Consider the following 14,348-nt stretch of genomic DNA (forward strand, 5'->3'; position numbering starts at 1 on the left):
ATGCCAAATTTTGCAGAACTGCTTCAACAGGGTGGCACCCACGCGTGGCTCTACTTCCCGAGCGCGATACTGCTAGGTGCGTTGCACGGGCTTGAGCCCGGCCATTCAAAGACCATGATGGCAGCGTTCATCGTCGCCATTCGTGGATCGGTGAAACAAGCGGTGCTGCTGGGCTTGGCCGCAACGCTCTCGCACACGGCAGTGGTGTGGTTGGTTGCCATTGGTGGCATGTATTTGGGCAAAGGTCTCGACGCTCAAACTACTGAGCCGTACTTCCAGCTGGCGTCCTCCGCGCTGATCATTCTGATTGCGATCTGGATGCTGTGGCGTACCTGGCGCGGCGAACAGATCTTCAAGTTCGAGCAAGGTGATGATCACCACCACGGCGACCATGACCATGATCATCACGATGAGACTCAGCACATTGATACGGGCCACGGGCGGCTCGAACTGTCGATTTTCGAACAGGGAATGCCCCCACGCTGGCGCATGAAGGCATTGAGTGGACATGCCTGGTCAGCGGCAGAGGTTCGACTGACGACTACACGCTCAAATGGCAGCATTCAAGCGTTCTCGTTCGTCGAGCGCGAAGGTTTCCTGGAATCGACCGTCGACATTCCTGAGCCTCATGAGTTTAGTGCTCGTTTGAGTCTTGGGCATGCGGGCCATTCCCATGATTACGATTTGGATTATCAGGAGCACGGACACAGTCACGAGCACTCCGAGCTTGAAGGTCTGGAACTGTCGATTGACGGTTATCAGGATGCGCATGAGCGTGCCCATGCCAACGATATCCGCAAGCGCTTCACCAATCGTGAGGTCACCACTGGCCAGATCATCATGTTCGGTTTGACCGGGGGGCTGATTCCTTGCCCTGCGGCTATCACCGTTCTGCTGCTCTGCCTTCAGGTCAAGGAAGTCGCCTTGGGAGGCGTGCTGGTCCTGTGTTTCAGCCTTGGTTTGGCGCTTACATTGGTATCCGTCGGTGCGGCGGCGGCCATTGGCGCTAAACAAGCTTCCAATCGCTGGCCTTGGCTTGGCGCAGTTGCGCGTCGCGCACCTTATCTGTCCAGCGTGCTGATCATCGGTGTCGGACTTTACGTGGGGGTTCACGGCTGGATTGGTTTGAGTGCTGCCTAGTCTGGAATCAGACTCGTAGGTTGTTTCAACTTTTTGCCGGTAATGCTGGCTTAAATCAGGTTCCTTGATATCGCCTGAGTTAGGCCTTTCGGCAAATTGTTTATGCCGTGCGTCCAATTGTAAGAGCCAAATGCCCAACAGCGACAAGCGCAAAGCGCGCGTCGAGGTCGCCGATGCGGCCGTTGATCGCGCTGCTGCGGAGCGTCGAGCCGAACGATCAGAGAACCAATCAAAGAAATCGCTAACTCATTGATTTAAATGGTGTCCCAGGGCAGGTTCGAACTGCCAACCTTCCCCTTAGGAGGGGGATGCTCTATCCAATTGAGCTACTGAGACACAAATCGCCCGCAGGGAATGCGGTGCGATGGACGGCGTGCATGTTAACGGTCAGGCCTGCTTTTGTCATGTCGTCCGTAGGGCTTTTTAAGTGTAGGCAGACGCCCTTAGTCTCCGTGGCTTAATTTACCGTGCAAATTGCATCCTCTCAAAATGCCAGCATTGCAATTTGCAACGACAGCCTCTTTGAATAATAAGTTAACTCTTTGTTTTTAAACGATTTAATAGCCGCTAGACTCTTGGCACGCGGACTGCTTTAGCTGTTCTCACGAACAACCGAGGTCAGCCTCATGAACAGCGTCCTTTTACTCTCGAATGCGATCGCCCTTACCGTTCTGCTGGGCTCTCATTTTGCCCCCGAGAACGACGCTGTGCAGGTTACGCAACGGATGCCCCATTACCTCCAGCTGCAAAAAGCACCGCAATTGGCCGTCGTGAGCGATCAGCGCAGCTTTGCTGGCCAGGACGTGAGCCAGGAAAATCAACCGCGGGTGTCGCAGTCTTCGGAACGCTTGGTATTTTGACTCACCCTATCAGGAGCACAGCATGTCCAAATCAGCCGCAGGTTTTTTGATCCTTGCCTTACTGAGCGGCATTGTTCATTTGTCATGGGTCCCGGATACGGTCGCCACCCTGCCCCTGATTGCCTGCGGCGTTTTCGGCGCGCTGTTCGTGCTGGCGCTGATTGTCGGGCGCAAAATCAAGTTCGATCCGGTTTTACGCTGAGCTTCAGCCAATTCAGAAGATGGTCAACGGTGACAGCAAGTTCGCCAGAGTTGTCGAGTTGATGGATTTGCTTGTCACCGAAGGAGTCGTCAGCCGTAAATAGCCCGTTACGGCGCAATCTCGTTTCAATTTCCTCAACGCTCTCACGGCCACGGCGCAGCAGCCGCTCGCGCAACACTTCATCCTTGACCGTCAACAGCACCGGCAGCAGCGTGGGATAGCGTTTCAGCGCCTGCGCAAGGTGGCCGCGAGAGCCGTTGACCAACACATGACGGCCGTCCTTCAGCCAATGGTCGATCTGGACCGGTATACCGTAATCCAGGCCATTAGCGTGCCACGACATAGCGAAGTCACCCTTATCTCGGCGTTGCGCGAACTCCTCGCGGGAGACTCCGATCGCGTCTTCGCCCACGGATTCGGCCGATCGCGTGATGACACGTTGCACAACTTCGCCATTCATCGAGCGTAATGGTTGTCGAGCCGCTTCGATGAGGCTGTCCTTGCCGGATCCTGACGGTCCCATCAAGTAAATCAACCTGCCATCCATCCTGAATCGTCCCCCATTGCGGGTCTCCCCCTAGTAAATCGGCCATTTGCCACTATCCTGTATAAGGTGAGGAACAAAGATCGAATCCGCATAGAATGCACCTTCAGGCGTCTACGGGCATCACCTGACGGACAGAGAACGCGGTCAGCGATACGGACGTGTGGCAAAGATTTCAAACCAGTCCGCATTTCTGAAAAGGGTGCTGGCATAAAGCCTTTACCCGGCTCAATATTTGTCACAGAATTGACGCCAATGATCTGGCTGCTTTGAGGCATGATGCGAGCCTCTATCAATTCAGGTTGAACATTTGGCCAGAAAGCTTGTCGTATCAGACATCCTGCGGCCAATCCCGAGAACCGCTCCCCTGAACTAACCGGTTAAATATATGCGCCCATTGAAACAGGCAATTTATTCCAGCCGTACGGCTGACAAGTTCGTCGTACGTCTGCCAGACGGAATGCGTGAACGCATTGCCGAGGTGGCTCGCAATCATCATCGCAGCATGAACTCCGAAATCATTGCGCGCCTTGAGCAGAGTCTTATTCAGGAAGGTGCACTGGGCGAAGAATTGAGCATGCGCCTGGACAGCCCGGAGCTGTCATTGCACGAACGTGAACTGCTGCAACGCTTCCGCCAACTCTCTCACCGTCAGCAAAATGCACTTGTTTCGCTGATTGCCCATGACGCCGAAATGGCTGCAGACGCTTCCTGATTCAACCCGAACGCTCAAGCCAGCATAATCGCTGGCTTTTTTTTGCCTGAAATTTGCCAATAAAAAACCCGCCGGGTGGGCGGGCTGATTGCACTTGTAGGAGCCACTTGCCGGCGAAGGCGTCCTTGAGATCGCCTTCGCCGGCAAGCCTGGCTCCTACAGTGATGTTTTTACCAATCGATTAGCGGGTTTCAGTTGGAAATCAGAGCAGGAAGATCGTCGCCAGCCCGAGGAAGATGAAGAACCCGCCGCTGTCCGTCATGGCGGTGATCATCACACTGGCACCCATCGCAGGATCGCGCCCAAGCCGCGCCAGGGTCATTGGAATCAAAACCCCCATCAGCGCCGCAAGCAACAGGTTGAGCGTCATGGCGGCGGTCATCACCACGCCCAGTGACCAGCTGCCATAAAGCAGATAGGCCACGACGCCAATCACGCCGCCCCAGACCAGACCATTGATCAAACCGACGGCCAGTTCTTTGCGCATCAGACGTGACGTATTGCCGGTGCTTACCTGGTCCAGCGCCATGGCGCGAACGATCATGGTGATGGTCTGGTTACCGGAGTTGCCACCGATACCGGCCACGATCGGCATCAATGCCGCCAGCGCAACCAGTTTTTCGATGGAGCCTTCGAACAGGCCGATCACCCGGGATGCGATGAACGCGGTGATCAGGTTGACCGCCAGCCAGGCCCAACGGTTACGCAGGGATTTCCAGACGGAAGCGAAAATGTCTTCTTCTTCGCGCAGACCCGCCATGTTGAGAACTTCGTTCTCGCTCTCTTCACGGATCAGGTCGACCATTTCATCGATGGTCAGACGGCCGATCAACTTGCCGTTTTTGTCGACCACAGGCGCCGAGATCAAGTCGTAACGTTCGAAGGCCTGAGCGGCGTCGTAGGCGTCCTCGTCCGGGTGAAAACTCACCGGGTCGCTGGCCATGACTTCCGAGACCTGTTTTTCCGGGTCGTTGACCAGCAAACGCTTGATCGGCAGTACGCCCTTGAGCACGCCGTCGTAGTCGACCACAAACAGTTTGTCGGTGTGGCCCGGCAGCTCCTTGAGACGACGCAGGTAACGCAGAACAACTTCGAGACTGACATCCTCGCGGATGGTCACCATCTCGAAGTCCATCAACGCACCGACCTGCTCCTCGTCATAGGACAACGCGGAGCGGACGCGCTCACGCTGTTGACCATCGAGGGTTTCCATCAGCTCGTGGACGACGTCTCGCGGCAGCTCGGAAGCCAGGTCAGCAAGTTCGTCGGCGTCCATGTCCTTGGCCGCAGCCAGGAGCTCATGATCGTCCATGTCGGCGATCAGGGTTTCACGAACCGAGTCGGATACTTCGAGGAGGATGTCGCCGTCGCGATCAGCCTTGACCAATTGCCAGAGCGTCAGACGATCGTCCAGCGGCAAGGCTTCAAGGATGTAGGCAACGTCGGCGGAGTGCAGATCATCAAGCTTGCGTTGCAGCTCGACGAGGTTTTGCCGGTGAACCAGGTTCTCGACCCGTTCGTGATGCGGACCTTCCTGGCGATGAGTCAGGTCTTCGACCACCCGCTGGCGTTGCAGCAGCTCAACGACTTGAGCGAGGCGGTCCTGCAAGCTTTCCTGCGTTTTCTTTACTTCAACTTCAGACATAGGCGAACTCCACTCCCAGCAGCGGGGCACGCCGGAAGGATCAATCAGTCAATTCATGATTGGAAAAACGGGATACTGAGTAACTACTGGGTAAGTCCATGGAGGTATTCCACAAGCCCCGGCGGGGCTGACGGGCGCAATGATACACCGCCCAACGGTTTTAAACGTTAAAAAATCGTGGCTGAAACAAGCGGTTGCAAGACAAAGCTGAGTGCAGTCCTGATCTCTCCAACTGCGACGACTCATTCTGAAAAGAAAACACAACCCCGTCGAAAAATGTAGCGGCTACCCTGACATGGACCGTCATGGAGGACGTTTGATGCCATCGATTACTGTTTATTTTTTACTGCTTGCCCTGCTCTGCCTTTCACCCCGGCTGCATGCAGCCACCATTCACCGCTGCGAAGCACCCGACGGTCGCCTCACCTTCACTACGCTGAGTTGCACGGACGGTGAGAGCCTCTCTCTTCAGGATGTGCGCACCTTCATGCCCGGCAACCCTATAGCGCTCATGCCAGAGGCTGATGCCCGGGAGACTCCCGCAACGAAAACCAGGAGGAATGAACCAACCGTTGTCGGCCAGCCTGAGGACAAGTGTGGAAACCTGATGACCGCCAAGGAACGTCGCGAAGCAATCATCAATCAACGGATAGTCGCCGGCATGACACAACAGGACGTCGAGAGCGCTCTGGGCAAACCGGACAAGATCAGTATCAGGAATTCTGCAACGAGCTACCGGTACGACATCAAGCGAGGTCGTAGCGCACACGTCGAGTTCGATGAGAAAGGATGTACCAAGGGAAAAGCCAAATCCCGGACGGCAAAAAGCCCGCGTTAAACGCGGGCTTTTTGGTGTTTGGTGCACTCGACAGGATTCGAACCTGTGACCGCTCGGTTCGTAGCCGAGTACTCTATCCAGCTGAGCTACGAGTGCATTTGTGTTTTTATACCAGATCACAACTGGTTGAAGCCAAGTCATTCACATTACTGCAAACAACTCTTAAATGGTGCACTCGACAGGATTCGAACCTGTGACCGCTCGGTTCGTAGCCGAGTACTCTATCCAGCTGAGCTACGAGTGCATTTGTTGCCGCGCATTATAGGCCGTCTAATCTCTATGTAAAGCACTTTTTCTAGTAATTTCAAACACTTACCGAAAAAGCCAGATTACAACGTACTACGCAAATAATGGCGGAGAACGGGGGATTCGAACCCCCGACACCCTTTTGAGGTGTACTCCCTTAGCAGGGGAGCGCCTTCGGCCACTCGGCCAGCTCTCCGCAACACGGGGCGTATATTAACCAGCTTCTTCCCCGTTTGCAAACATAAAAAACGATAAAAATTAATGGCTTGGTTCGTCGTCCTTCTCTTTCTTGATCCGCAAGTAGATTTCCTCACGGTGAACCGCAACCTCTTTAGGTGCGTTTACGCCAATACGCACTTGATTTCCTTTGACGCCGAGCACGGTCACGGTGATTTCGCCATCACCAATAATCAGGCTTTCTGCGCACCGACGAGTCAGAATCAGCATACCTTTCTCCTCACGCATTTCATTTCAGGGACAACAGTCTGCAAAAAAAAGGCACTCGACCTACAACCGGAACGATCGCAGCCCTACATGCCTGAGTATTGACCAGCGCGAGCAAAAGAACAGTTCCTGGGTCGCGCTATTCAAAAAAGACAAAGGGCGCGGTCAGACCGCGCCCTTTGGCAAACGCATCACTCGCCTGTGCGGGCCGGTGCGTCCAGTTCGAAAGCCGTGTGCAGAGCGCGCACAGCCAGCTCCAGATACTTCTCTTCGATCACAACGGAGACTTTGATTTCCGACGTCGAGATCATCTGGATGTTGATGCTTTCTTTCGCCAGGGATTCGAACATGCGGCTGGCCACGCCTGCGTGGGAACGCATGCCGACGCCGACGATCGAGACCTTGGCGATCTTGATGTCACCCACCACTTCACGGGCACCGATCTCGCGAGCGGTGTTCTCCAGCACGGTTTGTGCGGCCTGGAAGTCATTGCGGTGCACGGTGAAGGTGAAGTCGGTGGTGTTATCGTGCGCAACGTTCTGCACGATCATGTCGACTTCGATGTTCGCGGCACTGATCGGGCCGAGAATCTTGAATGCAACGCCCGGGGTGTCTGGCACGCCACGGATGGTCAGCTTGGCTTCATCGCGATTGAAAGCGATGCCGGAAATGATCGGCTGTTCCATGGTTTCCTCTTCATCAATAGTAATGAGGGTGCCCGGACCCTCCTTGAAGCTGTGCAGTACGCGCAGCGGAACGTTGTACTTGCCGGCGAATTCCACCGCACGGATCTGCAACACCTTGGAACCTAGGCTGGCCATTTCCAGCATCTCTTCAAAGGTAATCTTGTCCAGGCGCTGGGCCACGGACACAACACGCGGGTCGGTGGTGTAGACGCCATCGACATCGGTGTAGATCTGGCATTCATCAGCCTTCAAGGCCGCAGCCAGCGCCACGCCGGTGGTGTCGGAACCGCCACGACCGAGGGTGGTGATGTTGCCGTGCTCGTCGACGCCCTGGAACCCGGCGACAACGACCACGCGACCTGCCTTCAGATCACCGCGAATCTTCTGGTCATCAATCTGCAAGATACGCGCTTTATTGTGCGCGCTGTCCGTCAGAATCCGCACCTGGTTACCGGTGTACGACACCGCTGGCACGCCGCGCTTGATCAGCGCCATGGCCAACAGTGCAATCGTCACCTGCTCGCCTGTGGAAACGATCACATCCAGCTCACGCGGAACCGGTTGGCCGTCGCCACTGATTTGCTTGGCCAGATCGATCAGACGGTTGGTTTCGCCGCTCATTGCAGACAGGACAACCACCAGGTCGTCGCCGGCATCGCGGAATTTCTTAACCTTGTCGGCGACCTGCTCGATTCTCTCGACAGTGCCGACTGAGGTGCCTCCAAATTTCTGTACGATCAAAGCCATTTCAAAGCCGCCTCTGCCCATGAAGGGCGCCCAAATAATCACTCAAACAGCGTTCTGGCCCGCCACTAGACTGCGGGCCGGACACTCTGCCTTATAGACCCTGCTCTACAAATGGAACAGTCAGGGCCAGTGCCGCATCCAGTGCGCCAGCGTCAGTACCACCGCCTTGCGCCATGTCTGGACGACCACCGCCCTTCCCGCCCACTGCCGCAGCGGCTTGCTTCATCAAATCACCGGCTTTGAGTTGGCCAGTCAGGTCTTTGGTTACGCCTGCAACCAGAACGACCTTTTCCTCATGGACACTGCCGAGCAGGATCACTGCGCGGCCGAGTTTGTTTTTCAGCTGATCGACCAGCGCCAGCAGCGCCTTCCCGTCCTGACCGTCCAGACGCACGGCCAGCACTTTCACGCCTTTGACGTCCAGGGCGGAAGCCGACAGATCGTCGCCCGCCGCGCTGGCAGCCTTGGCCTGCAACTGCTCGAGTTGCTTCTCCAACAGACGATTGCGCTCCAGCACAGCCGACAGCTTGTCGATCAGGTTGTCGCGGCTGCCCTTGACCAGGTTGGCCGCTTCCTTGAGTTGTTCTTCTGCAGCGTTCAAGTAAGCCAGTGCCGCGGCACCGGTGACTGCCTCGATACGACGCACACCAGAGGCTACACCGCCTTCGCTGATGATTTTCAGCAGGCCGATGTCGCCGGTACGGTTGGCGTGGATGCCACCGCACAGCTCGACGGAGAAATCACCGCCCATGCTCAGCACGCGCACGTTGTCGCCGTACTTCTCGCCAAACAGCGCCATGGCGCCTTTTTGCTTGGCGGTTTCGATGTCGGTTTCTTCGGTTTCAACGGCGGAGTTCTTGCGAATCTCGGCGTTGACGATGTCTTCCAGGGCTTTCAGTTGCTCAGGCTTGATGGCTTCGAAGTGGCTGAAGTCAAAGCGCAGGCGCTGACTGTCGACCAATGAGCCTTTCTGCTGAACGTGATCGCCCAGCACCTGACGCAACGCGGCGTGCAGCAAGTGAGTTGCCGAGTGGTTCAGCGAGGTCGCATGGCGCACGTCGGCTTCAACGTGGGTTTCAACCGGCGAGCCGATGGTCAGGCTACCCAATGCCAACACGCCGTGGTGCAGGAACGCGCCGCCGGTCTTGGTGGTGTCACGCACGTCGAAACGGCCATTGCTCGATTGCAGATAACCGCAATCGCCGATCTGTCCGCCGGATTCAGCGTAGAACGGCGTCTGATCGAGAACGACCACGCCTTCTTCGCCTTCATTCAGTACGTCGACCGACTGGCCTTCTTTATAGATAGCGACAACTTTCGCCGAACCGCTGGTGGCCTTGTAGCCGGTGAACTCGGTGGCCACGTCAACCTTGACCAGCGTGTTGTAGTCCAGACCGAACGAGCTGGCCGAACGCGCACGAACACGCTGGGCTTCCATCTCACGCTCGAAACCGGCTTCGTCGACGGTCAGGCTGCGCTCGCGGGCGATGTCCGCTGTCAGGTCCATCGGGAAACCGTAGGTGTCGTAGAGTTTGAACACCACGTCGCCCGGCACCACGGTGCCTTTGAGTTCCAGCAGGTCCTGCTCGAGAATCTTCAGGCCGTGCTCCAAAGTCTTGGAGAACTGCTCTTCTTCGGCCTTGAGCACGCGCTCGATGTTGCTCTGCTGCTTTTTCAGTTCCGGGAACGCTTCGCCCATCTCGGCGACCAGTGCCGCGACGATTTTGTAGAAGAAGCTGCCGGTTGCGCCCAGCTTGTTGCCGTGGCGGCACGCGCGACGAATGATCCGGCGCAGCACGTAGCCACGGCCTTCGTTGGACGGCAGCACGCCGTCAGCAATCAGGAAACCGCACGAACGGATGTGGTCGGACACAACTTTCAGCGAAGACTGATCGCCATTTTCGCAGCCGATTGCCTCGGCCGATGCGCTCAGCAGGTTCTTGAACAGGTCGATGTCATAGTTGGAGTTGACGTGCTGCATCACCGCACTGATCCGCTCCAGGCCCATCCCGGTATCCACCGACGGCGCTGGCAACGGATGCAACACGCCATCGGCGGTGCGGTTGAACTGCATGAACACGTTGTTCCAGATCTCGATATAACGGTCGCCGTCTTCTTCCGGCGAGCCCGGTGGGCCGCCCCAGATATGGTCGCCGTGATCGTAGAAAATCTCGGTGCATGGGCCGCATGGGCCGGTATCGCCCATGGTCCAGAAGTTGTCGGACGCGTATGGCGCGCCTTTGTTGTCGCCGATGCGGATCATGCGCTCGGCTGGCACACCGATTTGCTGGGTCCAGATGTCATACGCTTCGTCGTCGGAGGCGTAGACAGTGACCCAGAGTTTTTCCTTCGGCAGTTTCAGAACGCCGGTCAGGAAGGTCCAGGCGAAGGTAATCGCGTCGTGCTTGAAATAGTCACCGAAGCTGAAGTTACCGAGCATTTCAAAGAAGGTGTGGTGACGAGCGGTATAACCGACGTTTTCCAGGTCACTGTTCTTGCCACCGGCGCGCACGCATTTCTGACTGCTTGTCGCACGGGTGTACGCACGTTTTTCCTGGCCCAGGAAGCAGTCCTTGAACTGGTTCATCCCCGCGTTAGTGAACAGCAGGGTTGGGTCGTTGCCCGGAATCAAAGAGCTGGAGGCTACACGGGTGTGGCCTTGCTCTTCGAAGAAGCGAAGGAAGGCTTCACGGATTTCTGCGCTTTTCATTAGGTTCTTCCACGGAGGCTGCGGCCAAAGGCCTGTGCGAAACGTCAACAGACGAAGCGACGGCAAAGGGCCGCATTATATCGGCCCAGCGCGCGGGGTACAGCGTGTTTATACGATAGAAACGGTCAATTGGACGGCTAACGCTGTCAGTTGCGTGAAAACTCGACGAATGCCGCGATCACTTGCTCGATTTGAGCGCGGCTGACGTCCATGTGCGTGACCATTCGCAGACGTCCGGCAGCGCTCAGCTTAATGCCGCGCTCGGCCGCAAAGGCCTTGATCGCCTCGGCCTTGTCGCCCATTTGCACATACACCATGTTGGTCTGCACCGGCTCGACGTCGTAGCCGGCCTTTTGCAGTCCGTCGGCCAGAAATTGCGCATTGGCGTGATCGTCGGCCAAACGCTGAACGTTGTTATCCAGCGCATAGAGCCCCGCCGCCGCTAAAAGACCTGCCTGACGCATGCCGCCACCGACCATCTTGCGCAGACGACGCGCCTTGCCGATCAACGCCTCCGAGCCACACAACACCGAACCGATCGGCGCGCCCAGGCCTTTGGACAGGCAGACCGAGACCGAATCGAAGTGCTGAGTGATCTCGCGGGCATCAACACCCAACTTGACGGCCGCGTTGTAGAGCCGCGCGCCGTCCAGGTGCAGGGCCAGCCCATGCTCACGGGTGAAGCTGCGCGCCCGGGCGAGATACTCCAGCGGCAGGACTTTGCCTTGCATGGTGTTTTCCAGCGCCAGCAACCGCGTACGGGCGAAATGGAAGTCGTCAGGTTTGATCGCGGCGTCAACCTGTGCCAGGTCCAGCGAGCCGTCGGCCTGCACTTCCAGTGGCTGCGGCTGGATCGAACCGAGCACCGCCGCGCCACCACCTTCGTATTTATAGGTGTGCGCCTGCTGGCCGACGATGTATTCCTCACCGCGCTCGCAATGAGCCATCAGGCCCAGCAGGTTGCTCATGGTGCCTGTCGGCACAAACAACGCAGCGGCAAAACCCAGCCGTGTTGCCAGTTCGGCTTCCAGACGATTGACCGTCGGATCCTCGCCATAGACGTCGTCACCGGTGGCCGCACTGGCCATCGCGTCGAGCATCCCGGCGGTCGGTTGGGTAACGGTGTCGCTGCGAAGATCGATAACGCTCATGAATCTGGCCTCGGTAAGCAGGGAAAATCCCTTTCAGTCAGGAATTACTGCGGTCATGACGACGAATAATCAACCCCGGACGAAGGAAAAGACTCGTCAAGCGAGCGAAAAAGTCGATAGCAATCATCAGATAGCAGCAATGCACGGCTCGGAAATATGTGTTAAAAACGCTTCGCCGCCAAACATTCTGGCGGCAAAACGTTCTCAGGGCGGGGTGCAACTCCCCACCGGCGGTAATTGCGCGCAATGCGCATAGCCCGCGAGCGCTTGGTGACAGTACGGCTTCGGCGGTGTCTGGCGGCAAGGTCAGCAGACCCGGTGTGATCCCGGGGCCGACGGTCATAGTCCGGATGAAGAGAGAACGGGATTGGCGCCAAAGGGCCGTCCGCGGGCATTCGTGCGAGCGTGCGTACCCTTAAATCCCATTCGATTCATATGCCCTGTTTTTTTCATAAACAGGAGTCAGAACATGCAACCCACCGCAATCGATAGCAAAAGCAAACACCATCAGGGCGAGCGCGTTGCGTTCATCCAGGCCTGCTGGCACAAGGAAATCGTTGATCAGAGCCGTAAAGGCTTTGTCGCCGAGATGATTGCTCAGGGTTATCAGGAATCCGACATCGATTTCTTCGAAGTCGGCGGCGCCTTTGAAATTCCTCTGCACGCCAAACTGCTGGCCAAGTCCGGTCGCTATGCCGGCATCGTCGCGGCAGCCCTAGTGGTGGACGGCGGGATCTACCGTCACGAATTCGTCGCCCAGTCCGTGGTCAGTGGCCTGATGCAGGTTCAATTGGAAACCGAAGTGCCGGTGTTCTCGGTGTCCCTGACCCCGCACCACTTCCATGCCGGCGAAGAGCATCAGAAGTTCTTCTTCGAGCATTTCGTGCACAAAGGTCAGGAAGCGGCGAAGACCTGTGCGGATACGCTGCAGAAGGTTCGTGCACTGCGCCGCACCGAGCCGCGTGCCTTAGCCGTCTAAACACCGGACATAACTGTGGGAGCTAGCCTGCTGGCGATAGCGGAGTATCAGTCGACACCTAGGGTGACTGACACATCGCAATCGCTAGCAGGCTAGCTCCCACATTGGTATGCGGTGAATTCAGGCGAGGTTTTCGTCGGTGGTCGGCACGATCAGGATGCCGGCACGCAGGCCATTCTTCACCTTGGGGTTCGGGAAGATGATCCGGGCGCCCTTCTCTTCGATGACCCAACGGGTCTGGGCGATGTCTTCGGCCAGCACGTAACCCACGTCCAATTCCGAAAAATTCTCGATGTCCGCCGGCAGGTTCAGGCGGAAGCTATCGCTGTGCTTAATGATTTCCCGCGCCACGCTAAACAACTGCAAACCGTCCAGGCCTTCGTCGGTCACCGTTGGTTCGTTGCCCTCGATGATCTGTTTGAGGCGGGTTTCAAGCAGCGAGACGTTAACCCCATCGTTTTGCCCAAACGGCCGCGCCTTGCCCAGTTCAAGGGTGAAAGACTCGGCGCCCAGCTTGTCGTAGGTGTAGGAGCTGAAAACGATGGACGGCTTGTTCTGCAACAGCACCGCTTCCATGCCGGCAGCACGCAAACGGGCCAGTTCCAGGCGTGAATGCTGGCGCCCTTCTTTCCAGGGATACAACGCAAACTGCTCGATTTTCGAGCCACGAATCGCGGTGTGCAGGTCGTAGTGCAGGCGGCCTCGGTCAGGCAGGCTGAAGAAACTCGCCGCCAGTCGCTCAAGCTCACAAGCACGCAGGGATTCCGAGCCACTGGTTTGTTCGTGACGGCCGTTGAACAGCCGATTGACGTCCTGCTCGATGAAGCGCTCGCCTTTGCGTATCGCTTCCGGGTTACCGAACAGGAACAAAATACGTGCGCGCGGCTTCAAGTCGCCGCGGGCAATGTCATGCAACAGGCGATCGAGCAGCTCGATCGGCGCTGTTTCGTTGCCATGGATACCGGCTGATAGCAGCAGGTCCAGGCCGTTGTCACGAGCTTCAGGTGGCCGGACTTCCAGCGCACCTTCGCTCAACCAGCGCATGCGCACGCCTTCGACAGTCAGTTGAGTCTTCTCCGCCGGTTCGCGGCCGGCGAGGGTCAGTTCAAGCAGTTTGCCGAGGGCGAGCATAGAGCGGTTTCCTTAGTGGTCGTGTGCGCAATCCGGGCCGTGCACGTGGTCTTCGTCGCCGACTTCAGCCGGTTCCATTTCCAGTTGCAGACTTACCAGATTAGTCGCCAATGGGCGCAGCAGCAGGTTTGCGTATTCAGCGTCACCTTCTTCAACGTCCACGCCGATCAGCAGCTGGCCGCGGCCGTCCTGCTGGATCCACAGCTCTTTGCCTTGCCACATGACCGCGACGCGGGTGCAGGAGGTTTCCAGTTGCGTGCCGTCGGTGTCTTCAAGGATCAGCTGCAGGGTATCGCTCATGTTTTTTACG

General features: G+C 57.1%; 14 protein-coding genes, 4 tRNA genes and 1 riboswitch. Of the genes, 6 read left to right on the forward strand and 12 right to left on the reverse strand.

Annotated elements, in window-relative coordinates:
- Positions 1-1,140 carry a nickel/cobalt efflux protein RcnA gene (locus tag ACYZT6_RS19655; protein WP_462028288.1) on the forward strand — a complete coding sequence of 380 codons (1,140 nt, stop codon included), beginning with the start codon at positions 1-3 and terminating at the stop codon, positions 1,138-1,140.
- A 259-nt stretch (positions 1,141-1,399) separates the two neighbouring features.
- On the opposite strand, the gene ACYZT6_RS19660 is transcribed toward ACYZT6_RS19655, so the two are convergent.
- Positions 1,400-1,476 (reverse strand) — tRNA-Arg (locus ACYZT6_RS19660).
- 290 nt (positions 1,477-1,766) lie between these two features.
- On the opposite strand from ACYZT6_RS19660, the gene ACYZT6_RS19665 reads away from it, so the two are divergent.
- Positions 1,767-2,000: a hypothetical protein gene (locus ACYZT6_RS19665; protein WP_462028289.1), complete on the forward strand. Its 234-nt coding sequence runs from the start codon at positions 1,767-1,769 to the stop codon at positions 1,998-2,000.
- 22 nt (positions 2,001-2,022) lie between these two features.
- The gene (locus tag ACYZT6_RS19670; protein ID WP_462028290.1) at positions 2,023-2,202 is read left to right on the forward strand and encodes a PA3371 family protein; all 180 of its coding nucleotides are present in this window, start codon (positions 2,023-2,025) and stop codon (positions 2,200-2,202) included.
- On the opposite strand, the gene phnN is transcribed toward ACYZT6_RS19670, so the two are convergent.
- Complete coding sequence (gene phnN / locus ACYZT6_RS19675; protein WP_462028291.1) at positions 2,177-2,749, reverse strand: phosphonate metabolism protein/1,5-bisphosphokinase (PRPP-forming) PhnN; 573 nt, start codon at positions 2,747-2,749, stop codon at positions 2,177-2,179. The two genes, ACYZT6_RS19670 and phnN, sit on opposite strands and share 26 nt — an antisense overlap.
- 385 nt (positions 2,750-3,134) lie before the next feature.
- Between phnN and ACYZT6_RS19680 the strand changes: the two genes are divergently transcribed.
- The gene (locus tag ACYZT6_RS19680; protein WP_003178899.1) at positions 3,135-3,461 is read left to right on the forward strand and encodes an Arc family DNA-binding protein; all 327 of its coding nucleotides are present in this window, start codon (positions 3,135-3,137) and stop codon (positions 3,459-3,461) included.
- Positions 3,462-3,663: 202 nt separating this feature from the next.
- Here ACYZT6_RS19680 and mgtE read toward each other — a convergent pair whose 3' ends face one another.
- Positions 3,664-5,106 carry a magnesium transporter gene (gene mgtE / locus ACYZT6_RS19685; protein WP_131059681.1) on the reverse strand — a complete coding sequence of 481 codons (1,443 nt, stop codon included), beginning with the start codon at positions 5,104-5,106 and terminating at the stop codon, positions 3,664-3,666.
- Between the two features lie 319 nt (positions 5,107-5,425).
- On the opposite strand from mgtE, the gene ACYZT6_RS19690 reads away from it, so the two are divergent.
- Positions 5,426-5,944, forward strand: coding sequence for a cell envelope protein SmpA (locus tag ACYZT6_RS19690; RefSeq protein WP_462028292.1), 519 nt, complete (start codon positions 5,426-5,428; stop codon positions 5,942-5,944).
- Between the two features lie 19 nt (positions 5,945-5,963).
- Here ACYZT6_RS19690 and ACYZT6_RS19695 read toward each other — a convergent pair.
- The 7 genes from ACYZT6_RS19695 to ltaE all read right to left on the reverse strand — a co-directional run bounded on the left by ACYZT6_RS19695 (position 5,964) and on the right by ltaE (position 11,928).
- Positions 5,964-6,040, reverse strand: a tRNA-Arg gene (locus tag ACYZT6_RS19695).
- A 71-nt stretch (positions 6,041-6,111) separates the two neighbouring features.
- A tRNA-Arg gene (locus tag ACYZT6_RS19700) sits at positions 6,112-6,188 on the reverse strand.
- Positions 6,189-6,295: 107 nt separating this feature from the next.
- Positions 6,296-6,386, reverse strand: a tRNA-Ser gene (locus ACYZT6_RS19705).
- A 62-nt stretch (positions 6,387-6,448) separates the two neighbouring features.
- On the reverse strand, positions 6,449-6,637 hold the full coding sequence (gene csrA / locus ACYZT6_RS19710; RefSeq protein ID WP_003178872.1) for a carbon storage regulator CsrA: 189 nt from the start codon (positions 6,635-6,637) through the stop codon (positions 6,449-6,451).
- A gap of 188 nt (positions 6,638-6,825) precedes the next feature.
- Positions 6,826-8,067: an aspartate kinase gene (locus ACYZT6_RS19715; protein ID WP_008033100.1), complete on the reverse strand. Its 1,242-nt coding sequence runs from the start codon at positions 8,065-8,067 to the stop codon at positions 6,826-6,828.
- Positions 8,068-8,158: 91 nt separating this feature from the next.
- Entirely contained in the window at positions 8,159-10,777 is a 2,619-nt protein-coding gene (gene alaS, locus ACYZT6_RS19720) for an alanine--tRNA ligase (RefSeq protein ID WP_462028293.1), read from the reverse strand.
- A 146-nt stretch (positions 10,778-10,923) separates the two neighbouring features.
- Positions 10,924-11,928, reverse strand: a complete 1,005-nt coding sequence (gene ltaE / locus ACYZT6_RS19725) for a low-specificity L-threonine aldolase (protein WP_462028294.1) — start codon at positions 11,926-11,928, stop codon at positions 10,924-10,926.
- 196 nt (positions 11,929-12,124) lie between these two features.
- Positions 12,125-12,295: riboswitch (FMN riboswitch) on the forward strand.
- A 102-nt stretch (positions 12,296-12,397) separates the two neighbouring features.
- On the opposite strand from ltaE, the gene ACYZT6_RS19730 reads away from it, so the two are divergent.
- Complete coding sequence (locus tag ACYZT6_RS19730; protein ID WP_462028295.1) at positions 12,398-12,907, forward strand: 6,7-dimethyl-8-ribityllumazine synthase; 510 nt, start codon at positions 12,398-12,400, stop codon at positions 12,905-12,907.
- 120 nt (positions 12,908-13,027) lie between these two features.
- Here ACYZT6_RS19730 and astE read toward each other — a convergent pair whose 3' ends face one another.
- Positions 13,028-14,038, reverse strand: a complete 1,011-nt coding sequence (astE, locus tag ACYZT6_RS19735) for a succinylglutamate desuccinylase (RefSeq protein WP_462028296.1) — start codon at positions 14,036-14,038, stop codon at positions 13,028-13,030.
- Positions 14,039-14,050: 12 nt separating this feature from the next.
- Positions 14,051-14,338, reverse strand: coding sequence for a hypothetical protein (locus tag ACYZT6_RS19740; RefSeq protein ID WP_033056735.1), 288 nt, complete (start codon positions 14,336-14,338; stop codon positions 14,051-14,053).
- Positions 14,339-14,348: the final 10 nt, after the last annotated feature.

The organism is Pseudomonas sp. RT6P73 (assembly GCF_054897715.1).

Coding starts and splice junctions, on each gene's coding strand:
- ACYZT6_RS19655 (WP_462028288.1), top strand. CDS start 1: ATGCCAAATTTTGCAGAACTGCTTCAACAGGGTGGCACCCACGCGTGG.
- ACYZT6_RS19665 (WP_462028289.1), top strand. CDS start 1,767: ATGAACAGCGTCCTTTTACTCTCGAATGCGATCGCCCTTACCGTTCTG.
- ACYZT6_RS19670 (WP_462028290.1), top strand. CDS start 2,023: ATGTCCAAATCAGCCGCAGGTTTTTTGATCCTTGCCTTACTGAGCGGC.
- phnN (WP_462028291.1), bottom strand. CDS start 2,749: ATGGATGGCAGGTTGATTTACTTGATGGGACCGTCAGGATCCGGCAAG.
- ACYZT6_RS19680 (WP_003178899.1), top strand. CDS start 3,135: ATGCGCCCATTGAAACAGGCAATTTATTCCAGCCGTACGGCTGACAAG.
- mgtE (WP_131059681.1), bottom strand. CDS start 5,106: ATGTCTGAAGTTGAAGTAAAGAAAACGCAGGAAAGCTTGCAGGACCGC.
- ACYZT6_RS19690 (WP_462028292.1), top strand. CDS start 5,426: ATGCCATCGATTACTGTTTATTTTTTACTGCTTGCCCTGCTCTGCCTT.
- csrA (WP_003178872.1), bottom strand. CDS start 6,637: ATGCTGATTCTGACTCGTCGGTGCGCAGAAAGCCTGATTATTGGTGAT.
- ACYZT6_RS19715 (WP_008033100.1), bottom strand. CDS start 8,067: ATGGCTTTGATCGTACAGAAATTTGGAGGCACCTCAGTCGGCACTGTC.
- alaS (WP_462028293.1), bottom strand. CDS start 10,777: ATGAAAAGCGCAGAAATCCGTGAAGCCTTCCTTCGCTTCTTCGAAGAG.
- ltaE (WP_462028294.1), bottom strand. CDS start 11,928: ATGAGCGTTATCGATCTTCGCAGCGACACCGTTACCCAACCGACCGCC.
- ACYZT6_RS19730 (WP_462028295.1), top strand. CDS start 12,398: ATGCAACCCACCGCAATCGATAGCAAAAGCAAACACCATCAGGGCGAG.
- astE (WP_462028296.1), bottom strand. CDS start 14,038: ATGCTCGCCCTCGGCAAACTGCTTGAACTGACCCTCGCCGGCCGCGAA.
- ACYZT6_RS19740 (WP_033056735.1), bottom strand. CDS start 14,338: ATGAGCGATACCCTGCAGCTGATCCTTGAAGACACCGACGGCACGCAA.